This is a genomic window from Sedimenticola hydrogenitrophicus (assembly GCF_025175675.1).
Classification (GTDB): domain Bacteria; phylum Pseudomonadota; class Gammaproteobacteria; order Chromatiales; family Chromatiaceae; genus Sedimenticola; species Sedimenticola hydrogenitrophicus.
This window is the reverse complement of the sequence record NZ_JANIOA010000021.1, coordinates 1-26,024: the sequence shown is the minus strand read 5'-3', so window position 1 is coordinate 26,024 and position 26,024 is coordinate 1. Positions and strand designations below refer to the sequence as shown.

The window sequence follows — 26,024 nt, the reverse complement described above, 5'->3', positions numbered from 1 at the left end:
AGTGAAAAGGTGAATGGTCGATGGCAGGTCTCCTGGCTCGCGGGTCGCTGTTCGGATGTCGCCTTCCCGGATCTCTCCAGTGGCAAGATGACATGAACTCTCCGCCTACAGTTGCGGGGGCAGCCACGGCTCGGGTTTCCCCTCCCGTGTTCCCTTTTTAATCCCATCGGCTGACGCCGGTCGGAACCATCGCGCCCATTCTAGCGACAGCCCGCTGATCAGCGCAAGGCGCGTTGCTCTACGGCAGCAATTCTAAGTTATGGCTTTCAATAGCCGTTTAGTTCTCCAATTCCCGGCTAATAAGGAACCACGGATGGACACGGATTCACACAGATAGGAGATCAGAATGCTGAATCGGTGTTTATCTGTGTGAGTCCGTGGTTCTCCCGGGTCTCTGGTCGGCATGCAAAAACCTCCCAATCCCAGGGTTTTGTGTTCGATGGCTTATTGCCAAATTAAAAATATCGAATGTTATTCTCAGGATCGATCTGCTAGATTTGTATCGCTCACCCCTGTGAGCAGATAAAAGAGGCCGGTGCGAAGGCCCGTTACAATCTTGGGAGGAAACCATGCGAACTGTTCAAATTGCAGCCGTGCTGCTGTCACTCTTATTAACCAGTTTTTCCCTCATGGCTCAGGACGCGGATCGGCTCAGGCCCTTCGTCCTGGCGGAGACGAGCCAGACTCCGCTGGATGCCAAGCTGCAATCGGTCCAGGCGGCACTGGGTCAGGCGGGTTTTGCCATCGCCGGTGAATATGTCCCCTATGCCGGTGCGCATATCCTGATCATTACCGACGAGAGTCTGCGCAAGCAGGCCGCGGGGTCCCCCATGGGCGGCTATGGCGTAGCCCTCCGGGTCTCCCTGACGGAGCAGGACGGGGCCGTACAGGTCAGCTATACCGATCCGCGGTGGATGGGCAATGTCTACCGCATGGCGGGTGATTTCAAGGCGCTGTCCGACCGTCTGCAGGCCGCCCTGGGGCGGGAGAACACCTTCGGTTCGGAGGGTGGCCGCACGGTGGAGAACCTGCGCGAATATCACTACATGATGTTCATGCCCTATTTTGACGATCAGGTGGAGCTGGCCAGCTATGACTCCCACCAGGCGGCGCTGGACGCCGTCGAGGCCGGCCTGGCCGCCGGTAAAGGGGGGGTGACCCTGATCTCCCGGGTGGATGTGATCGGCAAGGAGGAGTCACTGTTCAATGTGGCGGTGAAGCAGGGTGCCGGGGCGGACGCTCCGGTGATGCAGATTATCGATCAGGCCGCGATGCGGCATACCGCCCATCTGCCCTATGATCTGCTGGTCTCGGGCGGCAAGGTCTACATGCTGCACGGCAAGTTCCGTATTGCCCAGAGCTTCCCCGATCTGACCATGACCACCTTCATGAAGATATCCGATGCGCCGGATGGCATCGAGCAGGCCTTGAAGATGGCGGCGGGGGGCAATTAACAAGCACCTGTAGGAGCCCCGCCCCGGGCTAATGGGGCGTATGTTAAGGGCTCTGACCCCTTTACGGACCCCTTTACGCGAACCAAGCCGACCTCAGGGTGCGGTGGCCACCAGGACCGCCCGCGTGGGTGCCGGGTATCCCTCGATGGTACGGCCGGGATCGGCCGGATCGAGATAATCGGCCAGGGATTCGAAGCGCATCCAGTCGGTGGCGCGCTGCTCCCGGGTACTGGTGGGGGTTACATCCACCACCCGCACGTCGCGGAAGCCGCAGCGTTCCAGCCAGCCCGCGAGGGTGGCAGGGGTGGGAATGAACCAGACATTGCGCATCTTCGCGTAACGGCCCTCCGGCAACAGCACCTGTCCCGGCCCGCCCTCTATCACCAGGGTCTCCAGAACCAGTTCGCCCCCCGGACGCAGGGTCGCCTTCAACTCATAGAGGTGGTCGATGGGGGAGCGCCGGTGGTAGAGCACACCCATAGAGAAGACCGTGTCGAAGGCGCCCAGGTCGGGCGGCAGATGCTCGATGCCCAGCGGCAACAGATGCACCGGCCAGTCTTCGCCAAGAAAGTGGCGTATGGCTAGGAACTGGGCCAGGAACAGCTGGGTCGGGTCGATGCCGACCACCAGACCGGCCCCCTCACCGGCCATGCGCCAGCAGTGATAGCCGTTGCCGCAGCCGATGTCCAGCACGCTTCGGCCCGCCAACGGAGTGATGTGGGGGCGCGCCCGGTCCCACTTCCAGTCCGAGCGCCACTCGGTATCGATATGAATACCATGGATCCGGTACGGGCCCTTGCGCCAGGGGTGTAACTCCTGGAGCAGTGCCTGGATCGTCTGCTGTTCAGTCTCCGTCAGGGGTCGGGTGCCGGCGGCACCGACCTGGGAGCGGTCCAGTGTCACCACTCCCGGTTCCGGTACCGGAAGTCGGGCAATCACGGCGAGCCAGCGCTCCAGATCGCCATGGGGACGCTGGGTGAAAAGCTGCTCCAGCTGCCCCGGCAACTGTTCCGCCCAGGCTCCCAGCCCGTGGGCCTGCATCGCCGAATAGAGTGTTCGAAAGTCGATCATCCCTTGCGCGCCACCAGGGAGACGAAATTGAAACACTGGAACCAGAGGTCGGCGCGCCGGAAGCCGGCTTGCTGCAATCGGTTGCGGTGCTGTTTGAGCGTCTCCGGGATCAGTACATTTTCCAGGGCGCTGCGTTTCTGGCTGATTTCCAGGTCGTTATAGCCATTGGCCCGCTTGAAGGCGTGGTGCATCTCGATCTGCAGCGCCTCCTCCTCGGGATCGTCGAAGCGGATCTTCTCCGAGAGGATCAGGATGCCGCCCGGCCGCAGTCCGGCGTGGATACGGCTCAGCAACGCGCTGCGCTGTGCCAGCGGGATAAACTGCAGGGTGAAGTTGAGGGTCACCAGGGAGGCGTTGTCGAACGCCATCTCCGCGATGTCGGCGCAGATGAAATCGATGGGTGTCCGGTCCGCTGCCGCCGGCAATCGCTCTACCGCCTGCTCCAGCATGGCCGGTGAATTGTCCACCGCGAGGATGCGGCAGCCCGGCACCCGGATGCCGTGCCGCAACGCCTGTGCGGTGGCGCCCAGGGAACAGCCCAGGTCGTAACAGAGGCTGTCCGGTTGTACGTATTGCGCCGCCAGCACGCTGCTGAGGTTGATCACGCTGTCATAACCGGGTACCGAGCGCCCGATCATGTCGGTAAACACCCGTGCTACCTGCTGGTCGAAGACGAATTCGTCAACCCGGTTTCTGGGGTCGGCATAGACTCGGTCCTGTTCTGAATCCTGTTTCATGGTGTGGTCGATGGTCTGGAAAGAAGAATGGCCGCCGGCAGCACTGCCGCGGCGGCCATTATATCCCTATCTGACGGGTGTCAGGCTATCCTGACCAGGTAGTGGCCGTGGGCCTGGCCCTGGAGGATTGCCTGCAACCGTTCCGCCACCTCATCCAGGCCGATCTCGGTGGTCAGGGTCTCCAGGCAGTCCGGTTTCCACTCGCCGGCCATGCGCTCCCAGACCGCCATCCGGGTTGCCATGGGGCACTCGGCCGAGTCGATGCCGATCAGCGAGATGCCGCGCAGGATGAAGGGGAACACGCTGGTGTGCAGTTCCGGGGAGCCCACCAGCCCGGCGCAGGTTACGGTGCCGCCATAGCGGGTCGCCTTGAGGGCGCTGGCGAGCATATCGCCCCCCACCACGTCGATGACGCCGGCCCACTGCTCCTTGAGCAGGGGGCGTTCGGTTTCGATAATGGCCTCCCGGCCGAGCACCGCGTCGGCGCCGAGGGACTTGAGGAAGTCCGCGGCATCCGCCTTGCCGGTGACGGCGGTGACCGAGAAGCCGGCCCTGGCGAGCATTGCCACGGCCAGGCTGCCTACACCGCCGGTGGCGCCGGTAACCAGCACCGGGCTGCGTTCGGGGGTGACGCCGTGGTTCACCAGGGCATTCATCATCAGTCCGGCGGTGAGGCCGGCGGTGCCGAACATCATGGCCTCTTTAAGGCTCAGGTTCTGTGGCCGCTGGATCACCCAGGCCGCGGGCACGCGGATATACTCGGCCAGGGCGCCGTCGGTATTCATGCCCAGGTCATAGCTGGTGACGATCACCTCGTCGCCCACCGCGAAGTCGGGATGTTCGCTGGCGGCGACGCTACCGGCGGCGTCGATCCCCGGGGTATGGGGATAGTTGCGGGTCACCCCCTTGTTGCCGACCGAAGAGAGGGCATCCTTGTAATTCAGCGCGGAGTAGTGCACCCGTACCAGCACTTCGCCGGCCGGTAGATCATCAATAGCGCGGGTCTTGATGCCGCAGATGTATTTTTTTGCTTCGGCCTCTTCAACGACCAGGGCGCGAAATTGGTTTTCGCTCATCATCCATCTCCTGTCAATAGGTGGGGGTTAGCCGGTCGCGTACGGGTCAGCGCCACGAGTCGGTGATCTGTTATCAAACTAGCAATCGGGGGTGTTTCAGGCAAGCCGGCCAGGGTGATCCATTGAAACTGGTGGGGTGGTCCACTCACTCCCGGATGCGGTCGAGAAAGTCTATCCAGTGCGGATTCACCTCCCCGGCGTTGCTGATGGGGGCCATGTGTCCGCCGCGGACCCAGTGGGCTTCCAGCCGGGGCAGGGTCCGTTCCAGTATCTCGGCGATGCGGCGGGTCGGCAGGGGGCTCTCCCGACTGCGCAATAGACAGACCGACACTGTCAGCTCCCGGTAATCGGCCGCCTTGAGGGGTTCCCGCAGCAGCGCCTGAAAATCGAGAGACACCTTGGCAATGTAGCGGTCCAGCATCTGCTGCCGCTCCGCCGGGAGTCCCTGGTAGGTGCCCGTGCCGCTCCAGAAGTCGATAAAGTGCGCTGTGGCGGCGGCCGTATTCCCGGCAGCCAGGCATTCAGCCACCCGCTCCGCCACTTGGCGGATGATCCGGTGCGCCGGTTCACTGCTCGCCAGCAGATGAAACGCCACCGGTTCGTACAGCCCCAGGGACAGGACGCTGGACGGTTGTTCATGGGTGAGGCGGAGCGCGGTGGCGCCGCCGTAGGAGTGGCCAATCAGATGGAAGCGCCGATCCCCCAGGCGTTGCCGGATGATCCTGGCCACCCGCTGCGCCTCCTCGGCCAGGGTAAAATCCTCGGGAGCGGGGGGGCATTCGCTCTCGCCATAACCGTACAGATCGATAGCGATCACCCGGTAGCGGCTCAGCAGCTGTTCGCCCAGCTTGCGCCATTGGGTCCGGTCGCTCATGGAGCTGTGCAGCAGGATCAGGGGTGCGCCCGCTCCCCGGTCGTCGATTGCCTGTTCGGAATACATGGGTGTGTGACGGCCTTTCACTGAAATGACCGCTCACTTTAACCGCTGGGTTGCAGCGCAACAACCGGGTTTGGGACATGGTTTCCCCGGTAACCACCGGACGATTGACGCCCCGGGATGGGTGTTGGCATTAATAGGTTTATTGATGCAGCTAATGGGGGTATTCTTTAGTGTCCGGCCTACCGGTCGGATAGAGCAGGCTTTGCGAAGCGGCCAAAAGCCGCGACTAATGTTTGGTCATCGGTTCAGAAGAGAGCATATGCTGAACACACAAGTTATCCAGTTACCGAAACAGAGTGTCGAACATGACCATCTGTACCACCAGATTATCCTGGGGGTGCAGGGGCGGGCGGAATTCGAGGTGGAGGGCCGCGGCGATCTGGTCTGCAATCATCTCGGTTGCCTGATCCCGTCCTCGTTGAGCCACTCGTTCTGCGGCATCGACAGCAACGAAATCCTGGTGCTGAATGTACCGGTGCCGGATCGACCGGCCGAGCCGCTGGACCAGGTGGAGTTGAACTGCCTGTCGGAACTGTTTGATCGATCAGGTTTTTTCAGGGTGGATCCGATGGTGCGCCAGCTGCTGCAGCTTTCGGTCAAGGAGATGAGAAGCTACCCCGAGGATGAGTCCCTGGCGCGCAGTTTTGGCGTTTGTCTGCTGCAACTGCTCTCCCGGCGCGCCAGCCGGCAAGCGGAGCGACGCCCTTCAAAACGGCTCAACATGGACGTGCTCGATGCCTATATCGAGGCCAATCTCAATCAGAAGATGCTGGTGCGGGAGTTGGCGCTGATCGCCTGTATGAGTCCGAGCCACTTTTTCAGCGTGTTCCGGGAGGAGACCGGGGTAACCCCGAATCAGTACATCACCCGGCAACGTCTGCAACATGCCAAATTTCTCCTGGAGAGCACTCGGCTGCCGTTGAGCGATGTCAGCGTGCAGACCGGATTCTCCAGTCAGAGCGCCTTCGCCCAGGTGTTTAAACGGTACAATGACATCACGCCCCGGCAATATCGGCTCAAGCAGTAGTTCTGTTTTTGATTTTTTCAGCATAACTACGCACCCCGTCTGTAAGTGATTGCCTGCCTTGTTGGCCGATCTTGATCCAGCCATCACCTGAGGTCGGCAAAGTATGCCGATTTCCCGTGAGTAGTAACTTTTCAGCAATAACTGATACTTGGGAAAGCCGATCCCCGGGCACCCGTTTACCGCTGGTATTCGTGCCGCATCGGCCATCTGGCGTAGGATTTCGATAAAAAACCGTAGCATTCTGTAAGAAGTACGCCATGCTCAACGCTAGTCTGGCGCATCCGAAATTGCATGTTACAGTTTTACTAAGGGTGACAGGCCGTTTTTCCAGTTAAGGGCCTGGAAAGAAGTAGCTGTTACAGATTGCGCCGGCCACAGATTTTATTGAAGCGGCCGTTTGCCTTCAAGGCACGGCAAGGCGCACATAGTCGTTCTATGTAAGTCTTGCCGTAACGCCGAAGGCGGACGAAAAGACCAGCAAGATGTGATAGTTATTTATTGACAGGTCCTAAGTCCGTCCCAAGGAGTCAGGTGTTGTGATGCCCGAATTCAATATCAGTTCCGCCCTGGATGCCGGCACCGTCCGGCAAGCTCCCGACCTGCTCAAATCCCGGATCAGCGCCATGTATTGCATGGATGAGACGCGGTTACTGGAGGAGCTGATTCCTCTGGCCACACCCACACGGGAGCTGCTGGACAAGACTACCCGGGAGAGTGCCGAACTGGTCAGGGCGGTGCGCAAGCGCGACGATGCTATGCACATGATCGACGCCTTGCTGCTGGAATACAGCCTGGATACCCGTGAAGGGGTGTTGCTGATGTGCCTTGCCGAGGCGCTGATGCGTATCCCCGACAGCGCCACCGCCGACGCCCTGATCAAGGACAAGCTGACCATCGCCGACTGGAAACAGCACCTGAAGCAGAGCCGATCGCTGCTGGTGAATGCCTCCACCTGGGGCTTGTTGCTGACCGGCAAGGTGATCACCCTGGATGCCGGGATTGAAGACGAGCCGGCCAGTATCATCAACCGGCTGGTCAACCGGCTGAGTGAACCGGTGGTGCGACAGGCGATGCATCAGGCGATGAAGATCATGGGCAAGCAGTTTGTGCTCGGTCGCAGCATCGGCGAAGCGTTGGCCAACAGCCGCAAGAACCGCGAGGCCGGTTATACCTATTCCTACGATATGCTGGGTGAGGCGGCCCTGACCGGTCAGGATGCCGAGCACTATTTCCAGGCCTATTCCCGCGCCATCCAGACCGTGGGCAAGGATACCTTCCCCGCCGACAAGTCCCCCCGTCCTACTATCTCGATCAAACTCTCCGCTCTGCACCCCCGCTATGAAAAACCGCAGGAGTCGCGGGTGATGAGTGAACTGCGCGAGCGCATGCTGGCACTGATTGAGATGGCCCGGGAGCTGGACGTGGGTATCACCATCGATGCCGAGGAGGCCGACCGGCTGGAGCTGTCGCTGAAGCTGTTCGAACGGCTCTACCGCGATGAGCTCACTCGCGGCTGGGGCAATCTGGGACTGGTGGTGCAGGCCTATTCTAAGCGGGCGTTGCCGGTGCTCTGCTGGCTGGCGGCGCTGGCCAATTCCCAGGGCGACCTGATCCCGATACGCCTGGTGAAAGGAGCCTATTGGGACAGCGAGATCAAGCATGCCCAGCAAATGGGGCTGGAAGGCTACCCGGTGTTCACCCGCAAGGAGGCGACCGATGTTTCCTATCTGGTCTGTGCCCGCTTCCTGCTGAGCGAGCAGGTGCGGGGGCTGCTCTATCCCCAGTTCGCCAGCCACAATGCCCACACGGTGGCCAGTGTCATCAGCATGGCGAGCCACAACGAGTATGAATTTCAGCGGCTGCACGGCATGGGCGATGCCCTATATAACACGGTCATGGAGCGTTATAACTGCCATGTGCGGATCTATGCACCGGTCGGCAGCCACAAGGATCTGCTGCCCTATCTGGTACGCCGGCTGCTGGAAAACGGTGCCAACTCCTCTTTCGTGCACCGGCTGATCGACCAGAAAACCCCGGTGGAGTCCCTGACCGAGCATCCGGTGACCCAGCTCTGTCGCTACGCCACCCTGGCCAATGAGCGGATTCCGTTGCCGGCGCATATCTATAGCCAGGGGCGCATCAACTCCCGTGGCATCAATATCAATGTGGATGATCAGTGGCTGCCACTGCAGCGGGAGGTGCAGGCATTCTTCAGCCACTCCTGGCATGCCGCCCCGGTGATCAATGGTCAGCGGATCGAAATCGGCGAGCTAAAGCAGGTTCACGCGCCGTTTGACCGGGTGATCCATGTCGGCAGTCTGTTCGAGGCGGATGCGCAGACCACCGAACAGGCGATCGCCGCGGCCCACGGGGCCTTTGCCGGCTGGAACGCCACCCCGGTAGCGAAGCGCGCCGAGGCCGTGGAGCGGGCGGCGGAGCTGTTGGAGAACCACCGGGCGGAGCTGATCGCACTCTGCCACCTGGAAGCCGGCAAGGCGATTCAGGATGGCATCGACGAAGTGCGCGAGGCGGTGGACTTCTGTCGCTACTACGCCCAGCAAGCGCGGCAGTTGTTCGGCTCGGCATTGACCCTGGATGGCCCCACCGGCGAGTCCAATGAGCTCTACCTGCAGGGCCGGGGGGTGTTTGTCTGCATCAGTCCCTGGAACTTCCCCCTGGCGATCTTCACCGGCCAGATCATGGCCGCGCTGGCTGCAGGCAACTGTGTAATCGCCAAGCCGGCGGAACAGACCAGTCTGATTGCCGCTCGCGCGGTGGCGCTGTTCCATCAGGCCGGTATCCCGGGCCCGGTACTGCAACTGCTGCCGGGCGTGGGCAGCCGCATCGGTCCACTGCTCACCGCCGATGAACGCATCACCGGTGTGGCCTTTACCGGTTCCACCGAGACGGCGCGGCAGATCAATCGATCACTGGCGGAGCGTAACGGCCCGATCGCCACCCTGGTGGCGGAGACCGGCGGCCAGAACGCCATGATTGTCGATAGCACTGCGCTGCCGGAGCAGGTGATCAAGGATGTGATCTCTTCCGCCTTTACCAGCGCCGGGCAGCGCTGCTCCGCCCTGCGCGTGCTGTTCATTCAGGAGGATGTGGCCGAGCGCATGCTGGAGCTGCTCAAGGGGGCGATGGCGGAACTGAAGGTGGGGAATCCCTGCGAGCTGGATACCGACGTGGGCCCGGTGATCGACGACGCGGCACGTCGCGCGCTGCAGCAGCATATTGGCGAGATGCGCGAGCAGGCGAGCCTGATTGCCGAGACCCCGCTGCCGCCGAATGCCGAGACGGGCAGCTTTGTTGCACCGGTGGCATTTGAGATAGCGGGCATGGGGCAGCTTGAGAAGGAGCATTTTGGACCCATCCTGCATGTGATCCGTTTCCCGGCATCCCGCCTGGACGATGTGCTTGCCCAGATCAACAACTCCGGTTACGGCCTTACCCTGGGCATACATTCACGCAATGAAACCACCAGCCGCCGTATCGACGCCAAGGTGCGCGTAGGCAATGTCTATATCAACCGAAATCAGATCGGTGCGGTGGTCGGGGTGCAGCCGTTTGGCGGTCTCGGCCTGTCTGGCACCGGTCCCAAGGCGGGCGGTCCGCACTATCTGCTGCGCTTTGCCACAGAAAGAACACGCACCATCAATACCACCGCCATCGGTGGTAATGCCACGCTGCTTTCTCTTGAGAACAGCGTACTCCGCTAATCCCACTTCCGGGAGCGGATTTGTCCAGGGATGGAGTTATAACGCGGAGCCCGTGGATGGGCAGGAGCGTATTTGTCCAGGGATGGAGTTATACCGCGAAGGCCACGGTTGGCCGGGAGCGGACGTGTCCACGGAAGACGTAATACTATGGAGCCCATGGATGGGCGGGAGAGTTGGACAGTTGGCATTATTGTCAATAATAACTATAAAGCGGTACAGTACCGCACGGCCACAAGCCACCAAAGGCATACAGTGTTGACCGTTATCCACCGGGTCGATCCGCAACTGTATGATGAAAATAATAGACGGGTGAGGAGCTCATGGAATATTTTATCCAGCAGTTAATCAACGGCGTCACGCTCGGTTCGATCTACGGACTGATCGCCATTGGTTACACCATGGTCTACGGTATTATCGGCATGATCAATTTCGCCCATGGCGATATCTTTATGATCGGTGCCTTCCTATCGTTGATCGCCTTTTTGGTTCTCGGCATTGTCGGCATCACCTGGATTCCACTGGCGCTACTGGTTGTGCTGCTGGTCTCCATGCTCATCGCCTCCATCTATGGTTGGACGGTCGAACGTCTGGCCTACCGACCGCTGCGCGGCTCGTTCCGCCTGGCGCCGTTGATCTCCGCCATCGGCATGTCAATCTTCCTGCAGAACTATGTCCAGCTGCTGCAGGGGGCGCGGGTGCGGCCTATCCCGCCGGTCATCTCCGGCGGCTTCACCTTTCTGGAAGGGGGCGTCTTCTCCATCACCATCAGCTATCTGCAGATCGTGATTATGCTGCTTACCATCGTACTGATGACCGGCTTTGCGTTGCTGATTTCACGCACCTCCCTGGGCCGGGCGCAACGCGGCTGTGAGCAGGATCGGACCATGTCGGCACTGCTCGGGATCAACGTAGACCGGACCATCTCCCTGACCTTTGTGATGGGCGCCGCACTGGCGGCGGTCGCCGGCATGCTGTTTGTCCTTTACTACGGTGTGATCGATTTCTATATCGGTTTCCTGGCCGGAATCAAGGCGTTTACCGCGGCGGTACTCGGCGGTATCGGTTCCCTGCCCGGGGCCATGCTGGGCGGCCTGCTGATCGGATTGATCGAGACCTTCTGGTCCGCCTATTTCTCCATTGAGTACAAGGACGTGGCGGCCTTCGCTATTCTGGTCCTGGTGCTGATATTCAGGCCGACCGGTTTGTTGGGTAAACCGGAAATCGAGAAGGTGTAGGCATCATGAATGAAAACAATAACAGGCTGCGCGGCATCGATATCACCGCGTTGTTGAAAGAGTCCGCTATCGCCGCCCTCGTGGCATTGGGACTGACCATAGTCATGCTCGGGCTGCGCACCGTGGATACCACCACGGGGCTCGGTATTACCACGCGCTGGCCACTGGTCGTACTGGCGGTGGTATCGGTATTTGTCGGGCGCCTGCTGTTTGCCCTGCGACGTGAATGGAAAGCGGCCGGACGACCGGTGCAACGGGATCTGAAAAAAGCCGAGCACCGGGCCGCGATTATCGTGCAACGCTTTTCCACCATCGGCGGACCCATCTTCATCGCCTTCGCCCTGGCCCTGCCGCTGCTGCCCTTTGCCGATCGCTATGTGGTGGATGTGGCCACCTATGTGCTGATCTATGTGATGTTGGGCTGGGGGCTCAATATCGTTGTCGGACTCGCCGGATTGCTGGACCTCGGCTACGTCGCATTCTATGCCGTTGGGGCTTACTCCTACGCCCTGTTTGCCTTCTATTTCGATCTCTCCTTCTGGGTCTGCCTGCCGCTGGCCGGACTCTGTGCCGCCGGCTTCGGTGTACTGCTCGGGTTCCCGGTACTGCGGCTGCGGGGTGATTATCTGGCCATTGTGACCCTGGGCTTCGGTGAGATTATCCGGGTGATCCTGCTCAATTGGTATAGCTTCACCAATGGGCCGGACGGCATTTCCGGTATCCCGCGCCCCACCTTCTTCGGACTGGAACTGAAACGCACGGCGGCAGAGGGTGAACAGACCTTCCATCAGTTTTTCAATCTCGATTACTCCACCATGCATCGCCTGATCTTCCTCTACTATCTGATTCTCATATTGGCGCTGTTCACCAACTTCTTTACCCTGCGTATCCGCAAGATGCCGATCGGACGTGCTTGGGAGGCGTTGCGGGAGGATGAGATCGCCTGTCGATCACTGGGTATCAACCCGACCAACACCAAGTTGACCGCCTTTGCCCTGGGCGCCATGTTCGCCGGTTTTGCCGGCTCCTTCTTCGCTACCCGGCAGGCCTTCATCAGCCCGGAGAGCTTCACCTTTATCGAATCGGCGGTGATTCTGGCCATCGTGGTACTGGGTGGCATGGGCTCCCAGGTCGGTGTGGCGATTGCGGCGGTGCTGTTGATCGGCGGCACCGAGCTGTTCCGTGGTCTCGAGGAGTATCGCATGCTGGCCTTCGGGGGGCTGATGGTCGCCATCATGGTGTGGAGACCGCGCGGACTGTTGGCGCACCGTGAACCCACCATCAAATTGCATTCGGGCAAGGCGCCGCCAGAGGAGGTGATCAAGGCGGTTACCCAAGGGGGTATGAAATGAACCAGGTTTCATCCATACCACCTGAACTGGTCATTCCCAGTGGCGCCGAGCCGCTGCTCACCGTCGAGCACCTCACCATGCGCTTTGGTGGCTTGATCGCCATCGATGATGTCTCCTTTGCCGCGGGCAAGGGTGAAATCACCGCGATCATCGGTCCCAACGGGGCCGGCAAGACCACCCTGTTCAACTGTATCACCGGTTTTTACACGCCGACTGTGGGCAGATTGACCCTGCGGGCCCGGGGTGAAACCTTTCTGCTGGAACGGATGGACGGGTTCCGCATTGCCCAGAAGGCCCATGTGGCGAGGACCTTCCAGAATATCCGTCTGTTCTCGGAAATGTCGGTCCTGGAAAACCTGATCGTCGCCCAGCACAATGAACTGATGAAGGCATCCGGTTACACCGTAACCGGCCTGTTCGGTCTCGGCGGCTATCGCAAGAAAGAGCGGGAGGCGACCGATCTGGCAAGCTACTGGCTGGACAAGGTGGGGCTGACCCGGCTGGCCGATATCAATGCCGGCAATCTCCCGTATGGCGCTCAGCGTCGGCTGGAGATCGCCCGGGCTATGTGCATCAGGCCGACCATACTCTGCCTGGATGAGCCGGCCGCCGGCCTGAATCCAACGGAATCACATGAACTCAATAAGCTGCTCAACTATATCAAGGAGGAGCACGATATCGGACTGTTGCTGATCGAGCACGATATGAGTGTGGTGATGGAGATCTCCGACCATGTGATTGTGCTCGATTATGGCGTCAAGATCTCCGACGGCACGCCACTTTATGTCCGTTCAGATCCCAATGTCATCCGCGCCTATCTCGGTGAGGAGGAGACCGAAGAGTTGCCTCCGGAGATCGTCGAAGACATTAGCAAGGATTATGATCCAGATAGCATTGATTCAGATAAAGGGGGCGTCTGAGATGTTGGAAGTATCCGGTTTACATACCTTCTACGGCAGCATCGAGGCGTTGAAAGGCGTCGATCTTACGGTCGACGCGGGTGAAATCGTTACCCTTATCGGCGCCAACGGTGCCGGCAAGAGTACCTTGCTGATGACCATCTGCGGAACGCCCCGGGCGGCAAGGGGCTCGATCCATTATCTGGGACAGGACATTACCCACCTGAATACCCACACCATCATGCACATGGGGCTGGCCCAGTCGCCGGAAGGGAGACGGATCTTTCCCCGTATGACGGTGATGGAAAATCTGCAGATGGGAGCGATTGTCGCCGACGAGGAGTATTTTGATCAGGATCTGGAGCGGGTGACGACTCTGTTCCCGATCCTGAAAAAGCGTGCCAACCAGCGGGGGGGGACCTTGTCCGGGGGCGAGCAGCAAATGCTGGCTATTGCCCGGGCGATGATGAGCCGGCCGAAACTGCTGCTGCTGGATGAGCCCTCATTGGGCCTGGCGCCGTTGGTGGTGAAACAGATCTTTGAAGTGATCGAGGAGATCAACCGGAAGGACAAGGTGACCGTGCTGCTGGTTGAGCAGAACGCCTTTCATGCACTGAAACTGGCCCACCGGGGCTATGTCATGGTGACCGGGGAGATCACCCTGTCGGGAGAAAGTAAGGAGCTGTTGGAACGACCGGAAGTGCGTGCGGCTTATCTGGAGGGCGGACATTGAACATACCTGTATTTATCGGCGTTACCCTGGTGCTGTTTGGTGGTGCCGGCTACATGATGGGGCAGGCGGTGGCGATCACCTGGAGACCCCTCCGGCAAGTGTTTCTCTATGCCCTGCTGCTGGGGGCCGGCGACCGTTTCCTGGTGTTTGCCCTGTTTGACGGAGAGTTGATCTCGCTCGGCGGCTACCTGATAGACACCACCGCCATCACCCTCATCGCCCTGCTGGCGTTTCGTGTGACCCGGGTGAACCGGATGATCAGCCAGTATCCCTGGCTCTACCGACGCACCGGTCTGCTGAGCTGGACGGAGATTGAAGAATAATCAGACGAAACCGACTAGACTTAATCGTGTTCGTGGATTGTATGTCATCGGGTTATGCGGGAAGCATATTTCCTCATGATTCGAGTGACTTCCCGATGAGTTCCTGTCGGGCGGAAATAAGAAGAGTGGAATAAATATTTTTTGACTGGGAAAGTACTAGAGGAGATATGTTGAGATGAAAAAGACATTCAAACTGTCCATGATTGCCGCGGTAACCGCTGCGACCATGAGCTTTGGCTCGCTGGCAGCGGCCGATATCATGATTGCCACTGCCGGCCCGATGACGGGACAGTACGCCAGTTTCGGCGCGCAGATGAAGGCCGGAGCTGAACAGGCGGTTGCCGATATCAATGCATCCGGTGGTGTGCTGGGGCAGCAGCTGGTGCTCGAGGTGGGTGATGATGCCTGCGACCCGAAACAGGCCGTTGCCGTGGCCAACCAGATGGTCAATAAGGGCGTCGTGTTCATGGCGGGGCACTTCTGCTCCGGCTCCTCCATTCCGGCATCCAAGGTGTATGAAGAGGAGGGCATCGTGATGATCTCTCCGGCATCCACCAACCCGAAACTGACCGAAGAGGGTGGCGACACCGTATTCCGTGTCTGTGGTCGCGATGACCAGCAGGGTGCGGTTGCAGGTAAATTCCTCAAAGAGAACTTTGCTGATAAGAAGATCGCCTTCATCCATGACAAAACCGCCTATGGCAAGGGGCTGGCCGACGCCACCCTGGCGGAATTCAAGAACCTGGGTGGCGAACCGGCCATGTATGAAGCCATCACCGCGGGCGAGAAAGATTACACCGCGCTGGTCTCAAAGATGAAGCAGGCCAATATCGGCGTCATGTATCTGGGTGGTTACCACACCGAAGGTGGCCTGATTGTCCGGCAGATGCGCGAGCAAGGCATGGATACCGTACTGGTATCCGGTGATGCCCTGGTGACTAACGAGTACTGGTCAATCACCGGTCCCGCCGGCGAGGGCACCCTGATGACCTTCAGCCCGGATCCACGCAAAAATCCGGTGGCCGCACCGCTGGTGGAAAAATTCCGCAGCAAGGGTATTGAGCCGGAAGGTTATGTCCTGTACACCTATGGCGCCGTCCAGGCCTGGGCACAGGCAGTGACCACCGCCGGTTCCACCGACACCGGGAAGGTGGTCAAGGCGCTGCAAAGTGGCGAATTTGAAACCGTACTGGGCAAATTCGGTTTTGATGAGAAGGGCGATGTCACCGCACCGGGTTACGTATTGTATGAATGGAAAAACGGTGTGTACGACTATCTGTAACCAGCGAGTATAAGCGCCACAAAAAGCCCGGCATATTGCCGGGCTTTTTGTCTGGGGGGTGTCAGGTTTAATCCTACCTGATTACCCATCTGGCTCAGCCACAGTCAGGAGAATATTAAACGCAAATGAACGCGAATTCTGTAAATCTTCCAGTTTCGTAGGGTGGGTTAGCGGCGCGCAGGCACCATACTTCCCGGCCGCAACAACACCCGGGCGCCGCGTAACCCACCGATGCCGCAACCACCAAGCGGTGGGTTACGGCGCGCGCACGATGCAATGCAAACGGCCACCTCCGACGCAGGGTGCGCCTAACCCACCCTACGGGAGCAGGGTGTGTTACTCCAGTCCGGCAAGCAGATGGCGGCTGCGCCAGAGATCAATCAGTGTGTAACCCAGGTTTGAGGCGAGGATGATGCTCATCCCCAGCAGCAGGGTCAGGGTGAACTGCTCCCCCAGGATCAGGATGGCCAGGCCGAACCCGAAGATCGGTTCCAGGTAGGCCAGTACCGGTGCCAGCGAGGTGCGCACACTGCCGAATCCCTTGAAGTAGATCAACCCACCCAGGGCCGTGGCGATAAAACCCATGCCGGCGGCGTTGTACAGGTTGGCACTGCTCAGCTCGATCGGCAGCAGAAACAGCGCCGGCAGCATGATCAGTGAACCGATGAATGAACTGGCAACGATCATCTGCTCGCTTTTGATCCCCCGGGTCTTGATCACCCGAACCAGCACCATGCTGAAAGAGAAGGCGATGCTGGCGGTGACGGAGCAGATCAACCCCAGCACCGACGACAGTGAACCGAAGCGCGGAAGCTGGGTCGTCCCCAGGATGATGGTCACCAGCCCCAGCAAGTTGACTCCAACCGACAGATAGTAGGCACTGCTGAACTGGGTGGGGCGCAGGTCGGGGAACAGGTAGCGGCAGGCCAGTTTCTCGGTGAGCGGAAACCAGATGGCGGCGGTATAGAGGAGGATCACGCTCAGACCCACCGACAGCAGGACCGCGCCCAGGGTATAGAGGGCCAGCACCAGCGCCATGGAGATTCCGACCATGATCCACAGGCCGGGCTGGTTTCTTGCGAAAGCAATCGACTCCAGGATCTTGTCCCGGGTTTTTCGGGGAAACAGCGGGTAGCTGATAATTGCGATCAGCGGGAAACTGAGGACGCAGAAAAAGAAGCGCAGAAAGACCACATTCACCGGGTGTGTCTGCACGATCTGGTTGGCAAAAATACCCATCGAACCCATCATCAGGCAGCCCAGCACGAGCGTACCGATATGTCGGTTTTCGGATTCACGGAAAAGGCTGAACACCCAGGATCTCCCGGCAGGAGGACAGTTTTTTGACTGGCTGAAAGCGGAGGATTATAGAGGGTTGTGACGCTGAGACAAACAGAAAAAACACACGCTTGGCGTTATGTGGAAGGGGTCGGAGTCAGGCTCCCGGACCGGGTGGAGTTTACCGCCGCCGGTGCGCGACTGGACTCCGACCCTGTGTGTTTTTCGTGCACCACCGCTGCCGTCATCGCGTGGTGTTTTCTCCCTGTACCGTCATTGTCAGCTGTTTCTTCCCTGTGGTCAGATCAGGTTTCTTCTCAGATGGTGTTTTTTCTTCTTTCCCTTGATCAGTTTTGCCGCCTGTTTGGCGCGTTTTTCGGCGGACAGGATCAGCAGTTGTTGACAGCCAACGGCTTCCACATCGGTGGATGGCTGGCGCTGGTTGAAACTGCCGTCCGGTTGCATCTCCCAGGCGCTGCGCTGATCATTGATCTGGGTGTCGAGGATGAGGCGAAGCTCGTCGCACAGTTTCTTGTCGGTTACCGGTGTAACCACTTCCACCCGTGATTCCAGATTTCGTTTCATGGCGTCGGCCGAACCGATGAAATACTCCTCTTCGCCGCCATTCTGGAAATAGTAGATCCGGGAGTGCTCCAGAAACCGCCCGACAATACCGATGACCCGGGTGGTTTCGCTGAGACCCGGTAACCCGGGACGGAAGCGGCAGGTGTCGCGCACAATCAGGTCGATGCGCACGCCATCGCGCGCCGCTTCATAGAGTGCACGGGTAATATCGACATCTTCCAGTGCATTCATCTTGAACTGGATCAGCCCCGGCGTTTCGCTGCTATGCAGCTTGCGTTCCCGTTTAATCTTGGCCAGCAGGGCGTACTTGAGCATTTTCGGTGAGGGAAGCAGTTTAAGGTAACTGCGCTCCTGGGTGTACCCGGTGGTCAGATAGTTGAACAGCTCGGTGGCATCCCGGCCCAGCTCCTCATCGTTGGTCAGCAGGCCGAGATCGGAGTAGAGCCGTGCGGTGCCGGCGTGGTAGTTGCCGGTGCCGATATGCAGATAGCGTTTGATGCCGCTGTAGTCGTTACGCACCACCAGGATGATCTTGGAGTGGGTCTTGAGTCCGACAACCCCGTAGGTCACGTGGACACCGGCCTCCTCCATGCGGTTCGCCCAGCGGATATTGGCCGCTTCGTCAAAGCGCGCCTTCAACTCGACCACCACCGCCACCTGCTTGCCGTTGCGGGCCGCACTGATCAGGTAGTCCACTACCTTGGTATCGCTCGAGGTGCGGTAGAGGGTCATCTTGATGGCGCGCACCTTGGGATCGATACTCGCCTCCTTCAGGAAGCGTTCAACGGAGGTCCCGAACGACTCATAGGGGTGTTGCAATAGCAGCGGACCACGTTCCCGGATGATGTGGAAAATGTTGCGGCTGTCCACCAGTTCCGGGTGATCTATCGGCTTATGGGTTGGATCACGCAGTTCCGGAACATCCAGGGAGGCGAGTTCGAACAGGTCCCGCATGGCCGGCATGCTGATGATCTCGTATACGTCATTCTCTTCATCCAGAAACAGCTCGGCGGCGAGCATGCCCCGGTGGACCGGTGCCATATCCTTCTGTACCTGCAGGCGCACGATCGGGGCGAAACGGCGTTCACGGAGTTCCGATTCGATCAGCGAAAGCAGGTCGTCGGCATGCTCTTCGCTGCGTTCGGTATTGGCATTTCGGGTGACCCGGAACACTTCACAGCTGAGCACCTCCATCTCCGGCAGCAGCATATCCAGGTTATTGGCGATCACATACTCCAGCGGCACATAGTGGCGCCGATCCTTCAGTTTGAGAAAGCGCGGAATTCCGGCACCCACCGGCACCTTGATACGGGTCAGGGAGGTCTTGTTGGAGTCCCCCGGGTAGCGCACCAGCACCAGCAGGTTCAGTGACAGATTGGAGATGAACGGGAACGGATGGGCCGGATCGATGGACTGGGGAGTGACCAGCGGGTAGATGTTTTCGTAATAGTAGTTGCGCAGATAGCCGCGATCCGATTTATCCAATTCATCGTAACTGAGAATGGCAATGTCATAATCTCGTAACAGTGCGGTAACCGCCAGATAGTTTTCGCGCATCTGCGCTTCAATTTCCCGTACCATCAGGCTGGATTCGTCGATCTGCTGCTGTGGCGTGCGGCCATCCACCGTCAGGGTGGTCACACCGGCGCCGACCTGCTGCTTCAGACCGCCCAGCCGCTTCATGAAAAATTCATCCATGTTGGAGCTGACGATAGCAATGAATTTGAGGCGCTCGAGCAGCGGCGTGCGTTCGTCCGCCGCCGCGTGCAGTACGCGCTTGTTGAACTCCAGCCAGGTCAGCTCACGGTTGAGGTAATACTCACTGGAATACAGGTCCAGGGGGATCTCCTCCTGGGTGGGTGATTCGGTTTCGCCGACTGGCTGGAGCGGTTTTGCTGATTCGGTAACCATCTTTTTTGCGCTATCTGACATCGTCATTTCCATGGGTGAGGGCGGGCCCTTAACTGAAGTAGTGTCGCAATGTTTCAAGGGAGAGTCGATAGTGATACTGGACCTGCTTCAGAGTATAACGCTGTTCCGTTGATACAGGGCAACTGAGACGCGCCAGACAGCGATCGGCACAGCCGGAATCGGGGCTGAGCCGGTAACCGGCGCATAAATCCATGTCGATGGTCGCCGTTTCACTTAGCGCCCCGGCGGGACAGACGGAAAGACAGGGTTTTTCGCTACAGGAGGCACAGGGGGGGAGCGGTGCCGGTTGGCACATTTCCGGCAGCGGGTCATTGGTTAGCAGCGCCGCGCGGTAGGCGTACCAGAGCCCCCATTGTGGATTGATGCCCAGCCCCAGCGGTGAGGCGGTATGCCAGCCGGCGCTGGCCCCTAATTGCTGCAGGGCGACCGGGTTGTCGCCGGGGTAGATGAGCCGGTAGTTTCCCGGAGTCAGTACCTGGCCGGCAAAGTGGCGAGCGGCCTCGCTGCTGTAGCGATTGATCGGATCCGGCTGTTGCCACTGTGCCGTGGACAGGGCTTTCCAGAGGCCCCGTCCGCCATTGCCGATCAGGATGATACGGCTCCGGGGGGAGAGCGGGAAGGCGACATCGGCGAGCCGGCTGGTCACCCGATCCGGCAATCGCCCGACCTCGAGAATGGAAAAAAGATTCAATCCTGCTTGCTTGAGGTATTCAATGCCAAGCTGGAGTTTTTGCGGCAAACGGTTTTCCATGGGTGGATTTCCTGTATCCGGGCAGGCGAGGTATCCGGCAAGCGTGGTTCGGCGAGTGTCCAGAATCAAATTGCGGCAACATCTCCGCCGGGGGTTTACAACAGACCGATTATCGTCAGTTTAAACACTGCTGGAAAGCCGGGCTGAAAATAGTGCGAACGGGCGGGGAACGAGATCAACCTTCGAAGCAGATCTCGACAAAAAAGTCACCCTGATCGGTATGGAAGGGGAGAATAATGGTCTGGCCGCTGGTCTTGTGTGTAATCACATGGTTCTTGCCTGCCACCACGCCCGGGATTGCCAGGTCAAAGTCATAGCCCATCTCGCTCAGCGTCCGCTTTGCGCCACCGGTTACCATATTGGTGATTTCACCCACCAGGTCGGTGACCAGGTCATTTACCGAGTCAACCCGCTCACCCAGCATATTCTCCGCCACCTGGAAAATGACCGATTCGGAAAACGAGATGGCGAGCGACCCTTTCATCTGGTTGCCGGTCAGGCCGATCAGGCCGCTGACATCGCCCAGTGAGGTACGCTCGTTTTTGAGATAGGGCTTGCCAGGTCTGGCTTCTATGCGTGCCATCGTGGCGAGAACATCAAGGATTGCGTTCAGGAATGGATTGACGAATTCCGCTTTCATGTGTGGGATTATAAGTCAGTGGCGGATGTTTTGGAATGCCGCTCCCGGCCATCCTGGCCTTCGCGGTATAAGCTCGTCACTGGGCAAAAAAATGCCCGGCGGGGATGCCGGGGAAATGTAACCTTGTAACCACCAAAGGAGGATGGAGATATGAAGGAACAGCAGGACTTGACACTACTACGATACTGCCTTTGGCCAAGTCCCGCCGACCTGAGGCTATTGAAGCACACGGGGAGAGTGTATCGCATTGAGAATTATCAATCAATAAAATAATGAAATACTTATTTACTCTCCGATTGCCAGGTCCGCTTCACTGACCGCACTCGGGGGTATCGAATAGGTCCCGGTGGCGTGGGCTACCAGCTTGCCGGTGGTCGCGGCGCTGATGGAGACCTCCATAATGGCCAGCCGTTTGCCGAGCTTGATAATCTTGCCCTCGGCCAGGAGATCGGTCTCCTCCGGTTTGCGCAGGAAATTGATGTTGAAATTGGTGGTGACCGCCAGTTTCACCTGGCCGATCAGGCCCAGCACCACCGCGTACATGCAGGCGTCCGCCAGCATCATCATGTGCGGGCCGGAGATGCTGCCGCCCGGTCGGGTACTGCCGTGGTGATAGGGCAGGCGCATGACCGCCAGACCGGGTTCGATACGCTCCAGCCGCATGTCCGCATCGCTGGCCCAGGTCATCTCGCTCTGCAGAATGTGATTAAAATCCTGGCAGGTTATTTTCGGCATAAGGACTCCTGATGGTGGAAGCAACTATCGCTGGGCATCGTGGCATTGGCTATGGCAACCGCCGGTCGTAAATCAGAACTCGGTTTCGTCAAGCGCCATCATCAGGCCGGAACCCGAGCGGATGCCGATATTCAGCCCCTGTATCTGGGGCAGGAGGCGTCCCATGAAAAAACGCGCGGTGTTGATCTTGGTCCGGTAGAAACCGCTGTTGTCGTCGGCCAGCCTCGCCCGTGCCAGCTGCGCCATGCGTGCCCAGAGCCAGGCAAAGGTGGTCAGGGCGAAGATGCGCAGGTAATCGGTGGCGGCGGCCCCGAGCTCATCCGGGTTCTGCTGACTCCCGGCGACCAGCCAGGCCGTCAGCTCCTGCAGCAGGGTGTTGGCCTCGCGCAACGGGTCAATGAATTCCGCGAGCGCTTCATCGCCCCGATTATCGGCAATATAGTCGTCCAGCAGGGCGAAGAAGCGCTGCGGTAGCCGGCCGTCGTGGATGAACAGTTTGCGGCGGACCAGGTCCAGTGCCTGGATGCCGTTGGTGCCTTCGTAGATCTGGGCGATACGGGCATCCCGGACAAACTGCTCCATGCCCCACTCCTGGATGTAGCCGTGGCCACCATAGACCTGCTGGCAGAGGGTGGTGGTCTCGTAGCCGTAATCGGAGAAGAACGCCTTGACGATCGGCGTGATCAGGGCGACATAGTCATCCGCCGCCTCCCGCTGCTCAGGCTCGGGATGGCGGTGCGCCAGATCGATGTTGATCGCGCTCCACACGGCCAGGGCCCGGGCGGCCTCGTTATAGGCGCGGGTGGTGAGCAGCATGCGGCGGATGTCCGGGTGCACCAGCAGGGGATCGGCGGCCTTGTCTGGCGCCTTGACGCCGGTTGCCGCGCGGCTCTGGACGCGCTCCCGGGCATATTCAACCGCGTTCTGGTAGGCCACCTCGGCCAGCCCCAGCCCCTGCATGCCGATGGCCAGGCGCTCGGAGTTCATCATGGTGAACATGCAGGCGAGCCCCTTGTTCTCCGGACCCACCAGGTAGCCGGTGGCGCCATCGAAGTTCATCACACAGGTGGCCGAGGCCTTGATCCCCATCTTGTGCTCGATCGAACCGCAGCTGACGGCATTCTCTCCGACTGCTTCGTTGTTGGCGTCGGGGAGCCGTTTCGGCACCAGGAACAGGCTGATGCCGCGCACCCCCTCCGGGGCGTCCGGCAACCGCGCCAGCACCAGGTGGATGATGTTCTCCGTCAGGTCATGCTCGCCGCCGGTGATGAAGATCTTGGTTCCGCTGATGGCGTAACTGCCATCCCCGTTCGCTACCGCCCGGGTGCGGACCAGGCCGAGGTCGGTGCCGCAATGCGGTTCGGTCAGGCACATAGTGCCGCTCCAGGTACCCTCGACCATCTTCGGTAGATATTGCTTCTTCAGCTCGTCGCTGGCGTGGTGGCTGAGGGCGGTGATGGCGCCCCGGGTCAGACCGGGGTAGAGGCTGAAAGAGACGTTGGCCGAGCAGAGCATCTCCTCCAGCATGAAGCTGAGGGTCTCGGGCAGTCCCTGGCCGCCCAGTTCCGGGTCGGCGGCCAGCGAAGGCCAGCCGCCCTCGATGAAGGTGCGATAGGCTTCCTTGAAGCCCTCGGGCGTGGTCACCTGGCCATCCTCGAAACGACACCCCTCCAGGTCGCCGCTCTGGTTCAGCGGTTGCAGCAACTCCTCGCAGATCTTGCCGCCTTCCTGCAGAATCGCGTCCACCAGATCCGGGCTCACCTCGTCGAAGCCGGGGAGGGCGCTCAGGGTCCTGTCGGCCTCGTGCAGTTCATGGAACACAAACTGTAGATCGCGGATAGGGGCTTTGTAGCTGGGCATGGATGACTCCTCTTGATAAGGCCTGAATTGGATGACGGTTTTCTATGACCGGCAAGGCAGGACAATCGCCCCGTGAGTAGTAACCCGGCGGTCACATATTCGGATAGTTGGGACCTCCGCCGCCCTGCGGGACGGTCCAGTGGATATTCTGGGTCGGGTCCTTGATGTCGCAGGTCTTGCAGTGCACACAGTTCTGGGCGTTGATCTGCAACCTGGGCTCCGCGCCTTCCTCGCGGATGATCTCGTACACCCCGGCGGGGCAGTAGCGCTGTTCGGGGGCATCATAGAGCGCCAGGTTGACCCGGATCGGCACCGCCGGATCCTTCAGTGTCAGGTGCACCGGCTGATCCTCCTCATGATTGGTGTTGGAGATAAACACCGAGGAGAGCCGGTCAAAGGTGACCTTGCCATCCGGCTTCGGGTAGTTGATCCGCGGGTAGTCGGCCGCCTTGCCGAGCTGCTCGTGGTCGGCGTGGTGGTGCAGGGTCCAGGGCGCCTTGCCGCGGAACAGGTAGGTCTCCAGAGCCGCGTTGAACAGGCCGAACCAGAGCCCCTTGCTGAAGCCGGGACGGATGTTGCGCACTTGGTTCAGCTCCTCCCACAGCCAGCTCTGGCGCAGGCGCTGCGGGTAGCTTCCCACCTCTTTATGGCCCTCGCCGGCGATCGACTCGAAGATCGCCTCCGCCGCCACCATGGCGCTCTTCATGGCGGTGTGGGTACCCTTGATCTTGGGCACGTTGAGGAAACCGGCGGTATCGCCCACCAGCAGTCCGCCGGGGAAGGTAAGCTTGGGAATCGACTGAAAGCCGCCCTCGGAGAGGGCGCGGGCGCCGTAACTGATGCGGCGGCCACCCTCGAACAGCGGCCAGATATCCGGGTGGGTCTTGAAGCGCTGGAACTCCTCGAATGGATTGAGGTGCGGATTTTTATAATCCAGGCCGACCACGAAGCCGACCACCACCTGATTCTCCGACAGGTGATACAGGAACGAGCCGCCATAGGTCTGACTGTCCAGGGGCCAGCCGATACTGTGCATGATGGAGCCGGGTCTGACCCTGGCCGGATCGATCTCCCACAGCTCCTTGATGCCGATGCCGTAAGTCTGGGGATCGACACCGTCGCGCAGCTTGAAACGTTCCATCAACTCCTTGGTCAGTGAGCCGCGGCAGCCCTCGGAGAAGATGGTCTGTTTGGCATGCAGCTCGATGCCGGGTTCAAAGTTGTCGGTCTTCTCGCCGGCACGGTTGATCCCCATATCGCCGGTGGCGATACCCCGCACCGCGCCCTGCTCGTCATAGAGCACCTCGGCGGCGGCAAAACCGGGGAAGATCTCCACCCCGAGCTGTTCCGCCTGCTCTGCCAACCAGCGGCAGAAGTTGCCCAGGCTGATGATGTAATTGCCGCTGTTGTGCATCTGCGGCGGGTTGGGCATGGCGATGGATTTCTTTTCAGTAAGATAGAGGAAACGATCCTCCAGGGCGGGGGTATCCAGCGGCGCGGCGCGCGCTTTCCAATCCGGAATCAGTTCCTCGAGCGCACGCGGCTCGAGGATAGCTCCGGAGAGGATATGGGCGCCCACCTCCGAGCCTTTCTCGACCACGCAGATCGTCAACTCCTGCTCTTTTTCGCTGGCCAGTTGCGCCAGTCGAATGGCCGCGGAGAGGCCCGATGGGCCTGCGCCAACAATCACAACATCAAATTCCATCGCTTCGCGTTCCACAGCGACACCTCCTTTGGCGTTTGCTTTGGTGTTTGTCCCGGCTGTTGTTTCCGGATGATCCAAGATAGCTTTGTTGACGTTTACGTAAACGTCATTATACTGAGTCAGGCAGACGGGTCAATTTCCTTCAACATCCGATGCTGTTCCATCGATCGCTCTATCGATCGCTGAAGTGTAGTGCACCCGCTTCTCTACCCCGCTTCCCTACTTAGCGGCGTAGTTTACTACCTAATGTAATCGGATACGTAGACTCCTTTGTGCACCATAAAAAGTTATTATGAGATTGCAGAGAGTCGGGGTAACTGCTCACGGGGAGATTGGCCTGCCTTGTCGGCCTCACACGATGGCTTGTTTCCTCGAATCCGACCCCATTTTCAGTGCCTGCCCAAGCCGCTCCCGGCCATTCATGGCCTCCGCGGCATAAGTCCATCCGTGGACAAAACTCGCTGCGCTCAAACAAGGGCAGGCTTGAATCTGAAAAAGGGGCCGGATTCGAGGCGCCATCAAGATCGGCCAACAAGGCAGGTCAATCACTTACAGATCGGATGAGTAGTTACGAGTCGGTTTTTAATTGATTTCTCCATGGAGATAGGCAAAATAGTGCATCTAGTATAATTCAAGCAGGAAAAATAATTCATTATTGTTCCCTGTAGGGATTGATACCCGTATCAG

General features: G+C 59.5%; 20 protein-coding genes and 1 riboswitch. Of the genes, 9 read left to right on the top strand and 11 right to left on the bottom strand.

Going from position 1 to position 26,024, the window contains the following annotated elements; genetic code table 11:
• Nucleotides 1–5: 5 nt before the first annotated feature.
• A riboswitch (cobalamin riboswitch) is annotated at nucleotides 6–206 on the bottom strand.
• A gap of 363 nt (nucleotides 207–569) precedes the next feature.
• A complete protein-coding gene (locus NPX02_RS12545; RefSeq protein WP_260293956.1) occupies nucleotides 570–1,454 on the top strand; it encodes a hypothetical protein in 885 nt (294 codons plus the stop codon).
• Between the two features lie 93 nt (nucleotides 1,455–1,547).
• Here the strand turns inward: NPX02_RS12545 and cmoB are convergent, their stop codons facing one another.
• The 4 genes from cmoB to NPX02_RS12525 all read right to left on the bottom strand — a co-directional run bounded on the left by cmoB (nucleotide 1,548) and on the right by NPX02_RS12525 (nucleotide 5,299).
• On the bottom strand, nucleotides 1,548–2,525 hold the full coding sequence (gene cmoB, locus NPX02_RS12540) for a tRNA 5-methoxyuridine(34)/uridine 5-oxyacetic acid(34) synthase CmoB (RefSeq protein ID WP_335342562.1): 978 nt from the start codon (nucleotides 2,523–2,525) through the stop codon (nucleotides 1,548–1,550).
• Nucleotides 2,522–3,262 carry a carboxy-S-adenosyl-L-methionine synthase CmoA gene (gene cmoA / locus NPX02_RS12535; RefSeq protein WP_260293955.1) on the bottom strand — a complete coding sequence of 247 codons (741 nt, stop codon included), beginning with the start codon at nucleotides 3,260–3,262 and terminating at the stop codon, nucleotides 2,522–2,524. The genes cmoB and cmoA overlap by 4 nt, the downstream gene beginning before the upstream one ends.
• 80 nt (nucleotides 3,263–3,342) lie before the next feature.
• A complete protein-coding gene (locus NPX02_RS12530; protein WP_260293954.1) occupies nucleotides 3,343–4,338 on the bottom strand; it encodes a YhdH/YhfP family quinone oxidoreductase in 996 nt (331 codons plus the stop codon).
• A gap of 145 nt (nucleotides 4,339–4,483) precedes the next feature.
• Nucleotides 4,484–5,299: an alpha/beta fold hydrolase gene (locus NPX02_RS12525; protein WP_260293953.1), complete on the bottom strand. Its 816-nt coding sequence runs from the start codon at nucleotides 5,297–5,299 to the stop codon at nucleotides 4,484–4,486.
• Nucleotides 5,300–5,537: 238 nt separating this feature from the next.
• On the opposite strand from NPX02_RS12525, the gene NPX02_RS12520 reads away from it, so the two are divergent.
• From NPX02_RS12520 to NPX02_RS12485, 8 genes are all read left to right on the top strand, one after another.
• Entirely contained in the window at nucleotides 5,538–6,305 is a 768-nt protein-coding gene (locus NPX02_RS12520) for an AraC family transcriptional regulator (protein ID WP_260293952.1), read from the top strand.
• A gap of 539 nt (nucleotides 6,306–6,844) precedes the next feature.
• Nucleotides 6,845–10,027 (top strand): bifunctional proline dehydrogenase/L-glutamate gamma-semialdehyde dehydrogenase PutA, encoded by a 3,183-nt coding sequence (gene putA / locus NPX02_RS12515; RefSeq protein ID WP_260293951.1) that lies wholly within the window; start codon nucleotides 6,845–6,847, stop codon nucleotides 10,025–10,027.
• Between the two features lie 320 nt (nucleotides 10,028–10,347).
• Nucleotides 10,348–11,262 (top strand): ABC transporter permease subunit, encoded by a 915-nt coding sequence (locus NPX02_RS12510; RefSeq protein ID WP_260293950.1) that lies wholly within the window; start codon nucleotides 10,348–10,350, stop codon nucleotides 11,260–11,262.
• A gap of 5 nt (nucleotides 11,263–11,267) precedes the next feature.
• On the top strand, nucleotides 11,268–12,614 hold the full coding sequence (livM, locus tag NPX02_RS12505) for a high-affinity branched-chain amino acid ABC transporter permease LivM (protein WP_260293949.1): 1,347 nt from the start codon (nucleotides 11,268–11,270) through the stop codon (nucleotides 12,612–12,614).
• On the top strand, nucleotides 12,611–13,534 hold the full coding sequence (locus NPX02_RS12500; protein ID WP_260293948.1) for an ABC transporter ATP-binding protein: 924 nt from the start codon (nucleotides 12,611–12,613) through the stop codon (nucleotides 13,532–13,534). Before livM ends, NPX02_RS12500 begins: the two co-directional genes overlap by 4 nt.
• Nucleotide 13,535: 1 nt before the next feature.
• Nucleotides 13,536–14,246, top strand: coding sequence for an ABC transporter ATP-binding protein (locus tag NPX02_RS12495; protein WP_260293947.1), 711 nt, complete (start codon nucleotides 13,536–13,538; stop codon nucleotides 14,244–14,246).
• On the top strand, nucleotides 14,243–14,569 hold the full coding sequence (locus tag NPX02_RS12490) for a DUF6867 family protein (protein ID WP_260293946.1): 327 nt from the start codon (nucleotides 14,243–14,245) through the stop codon (nucleotides 14,567–14,569). The genes NPX02_RS12495 and NPX02_RS12490 overlap by 4 nt, the downstream gene beginning before the upstream one ends.
• A gap of 175 nt (nucleotides 14,570–14,744) precedes the next feature.
• Complete coding sequence (locus NPX02_RS12485; protein WP_260293945.1) at nucleotides 14,745–15,851, top strand: branched-chain amino acid ABC transporter substrate-binding protein; 1,107 nt, start codon at nucleotides 14,745–14,747, stop codon at nucleotides 15,849–15,851.
• 336 nt (nucleotides 15,852–16,187) lie between these two features.
• On the opposite strand, the gene NPX02_RS12480 is transcribed toward NPX02_RS12485, so the two are convergent.
• From NPX02_RS12480 to NPX02_RS12450, 7 genes are all read right to left on the bottom strand, one after another.
• The gene (locus tag NPX02_RS12480) at nucleotides 16,188–17,165 is read right to left on the bottom strand and encodes a DMT family transporter (protein ID WP_260293944.1); all 978 of its coding nucleotides are present in this window, start codon (nucleotides 17,163–17,165) and stop codon (nucleotides 16,188–16,190) included.
• A gap of 264 nt (nucleotides 17,166–17,429) precedes the next feature.
• Nucleotides 17,430–19,646 (bottom strand): polyphosphate kinase 1, encoded by a 2,217-nt coding sequence (ppk1, locus tag NPX02_RS12475; protein ID WP_260293943.1) that lies wholly within the window; start codon nucleotides 19,644–19,646, stop codon nucleotides 17,430–17,432.
• A gap of 28 nt (nucleotides 19,647–19,674) precedes the next feature.
• Nucleotides 19,675–20,397, bottom strand: coding sequence for a 4Fe-4S dicluster domain-containing protein (locus NPX02_RS12470; RefSeq protein ID WP_260293942.1), 723 nt, complete (start codon nucleotides 20,395–20,397; stop codon nucleotides 19,675–19,677).
• 175 nt (nucleotides 20,398–20,572) lie between these two features.
• The gene (locus tag NPX02_RS12465) at nucleotides 20,573–20,980 is read right to left on the bottom strand and encodes a chemotaxis protein CheX (protein WP_335342561.1); all 408 of its coding nucleotides are present in this window, start codon (nucleotides 20,978–20,980) and stop codon (nucleotides 20,573–20,575) included.
• A 342-nt stretch (nucleotides 20,981–21,322) separates the two neighbouring features.
• Nucleotides 21,323–21,772, bottom strand: a complete 450-nt coding sequence (locus tag NPX02_RS12460; RefSeq protein WP_260293939.1) for a PaaI family thioesterase — start codon at nucleotides 21,770–21,772, stop codon at nucleotides 21,323–21,325.
• A gap of 72 nt (nucleotides 21,773–21,844) precedes the next feature.
• Nucleotides 21,845–23,632, bottom strand: coding sequence for an acyl-CoA dehydrogenase C-terminal domain-containing protein (locus NPX02_RS12455; protein ID WP_260293938.1), 1,788 nt, complete (start codon nucleotides 23,630–23,632; stop codon nucleotides 21,845–21,847).
• A gap of 91 nt (nucleotides 23,633–23,723) precedes the next feature.
• On the bottom strand, nucleotides 23,724–25,352 hold the full coding sequence (locus NPX02_RS12450) for an electron transfer flavoprotein-ubiquinone oxidoreductase (protein WP_418067331.1): 1,629 nt from the start codon (nucleotides 25,350–25,352) through the stop codon (nucleotides 23,724–23,726).
• Nucleotides 25,353–26,024: the final 672 nt, after the last annotated feature.

What these genes read in the sequence shown, in the direction of transcription:
- NPX02_RS12470 (WP_260293942.1), bottom strand. Translation starts at nt 20,397, where the DNA reads ATGGAAAACCGTTTGCCGCAAAAACTCCAGCTTGGCATTGAATACCTC.
- NPX02_RS12500 (WP_260293948.1), top strand. Translation starts at nt 12,611, where the DNA reads ATGAACCAGGTTTCATCCATACCACCTGAACTGGTCATTCCCAGTGGC.
- ppk1 (WP_260293943.1), bottom strand. Translation starts at nt 19,646, where the DNA reads ATGTCAGATAGCGCAAAAAAGATGGTTACCGAATCAGCAAAACCGCTC.
- livM (WP_260293949.1), top strand. Translation starts at nt 11,268, where the DNA reads ATGAATGAAAACAATAACAGGCTGCGCGGCATCGATATCACCGCGTTG.
- NPX02_RS12460 (WP_260293939.1), bottom strand. Translation starts at nt 21,772, where the DNA reads ATGCCGAAAATAACCTGCCAGGATTTTAATCACATTCTGCAGAGCGAG.
- NPX02_RS12455 (WP_260293938.1), bottom strand. Translation starts at nt 23,632, where the DNA reads ATGCCCAGCTACAAAGCCCCTATCCGCGATCTACAGTTTGTGTTCCAT.
- NPX02_RS12485 (WP_260293945.1), top strand. Translation starts at nt 14,745, where the DNA reads ATGAAAAAGACATTCAAACTGTCCATGATTGCCGCGGTAACCGCTGCG.
- NPX02_RS12465 (WP_335342561.1), bottom strand. Translation starts at nt 20,980, where the DNA reads ATGGCACGCATAGAAGCCAGACCTGGCAAGCCCTATCTCAAAAACGAG.
- cmoB (WP_335342562.1), bottom strand. Translation starts at nt 2,525, where the DNA reads ATGATCGACTTTCGAACACTCTATTCGGCGATGCAGGCCCACGGGCTG.
- NPX02_RS12530 (WP_260293954.1), bottom strand. Translation starts at nt 4,338, where the DNA reads ATGAGCGAAAACCAATTTCGCGCCCTGGTCGTTGAAGAGGCCGAAGCA.
- cmoA (WP_260293955.1), bottom strand. Translation starts at nt 3,262, where the DNA reads ATGAAACAGGATTCAGAACAGGACCGAGTCTATGCCGACCCCAGAAAC.
- NPX02_RS12520 (WP_260293952.1), top strand. Translation starts at nt 5,538, where the DNA reads ATGCTGAACACACAAGTTATCCAGTTACCGAAACAGAGTGTCGAACAT.
- NPX02_RS12495 (WP_260293947.1), top strand. Translation starts at nt 13,536, where the DNA reads ATGTTGGAAGTATCCGGTTTACATACCTTCTACGGCAGCATCGAGGCG.
- NPX02_RS12545 (WP_260293956.1), top strand. Translation starts at nt 570, where the DNA reads ATGCGAACTGTTCAAATTGCAGCCGTGCTGCTGTCACTCTTATTAACC.
- putA (WP_260293951.1), top strand. Translation starts at nt 6,845, where the DNA reads ATGCCCGAATTCAATATCAGTTCCGCCCTGGATGCCGGCACCGTCCGG.
- NPX02_RS12510 (WP_260293950.1), top strand. Translation starts at nt 10,348, where the DNA reads ATGGAATATTTTATCCAGCAGTTAATCAACGGCGTCACGCTCGGTTCG.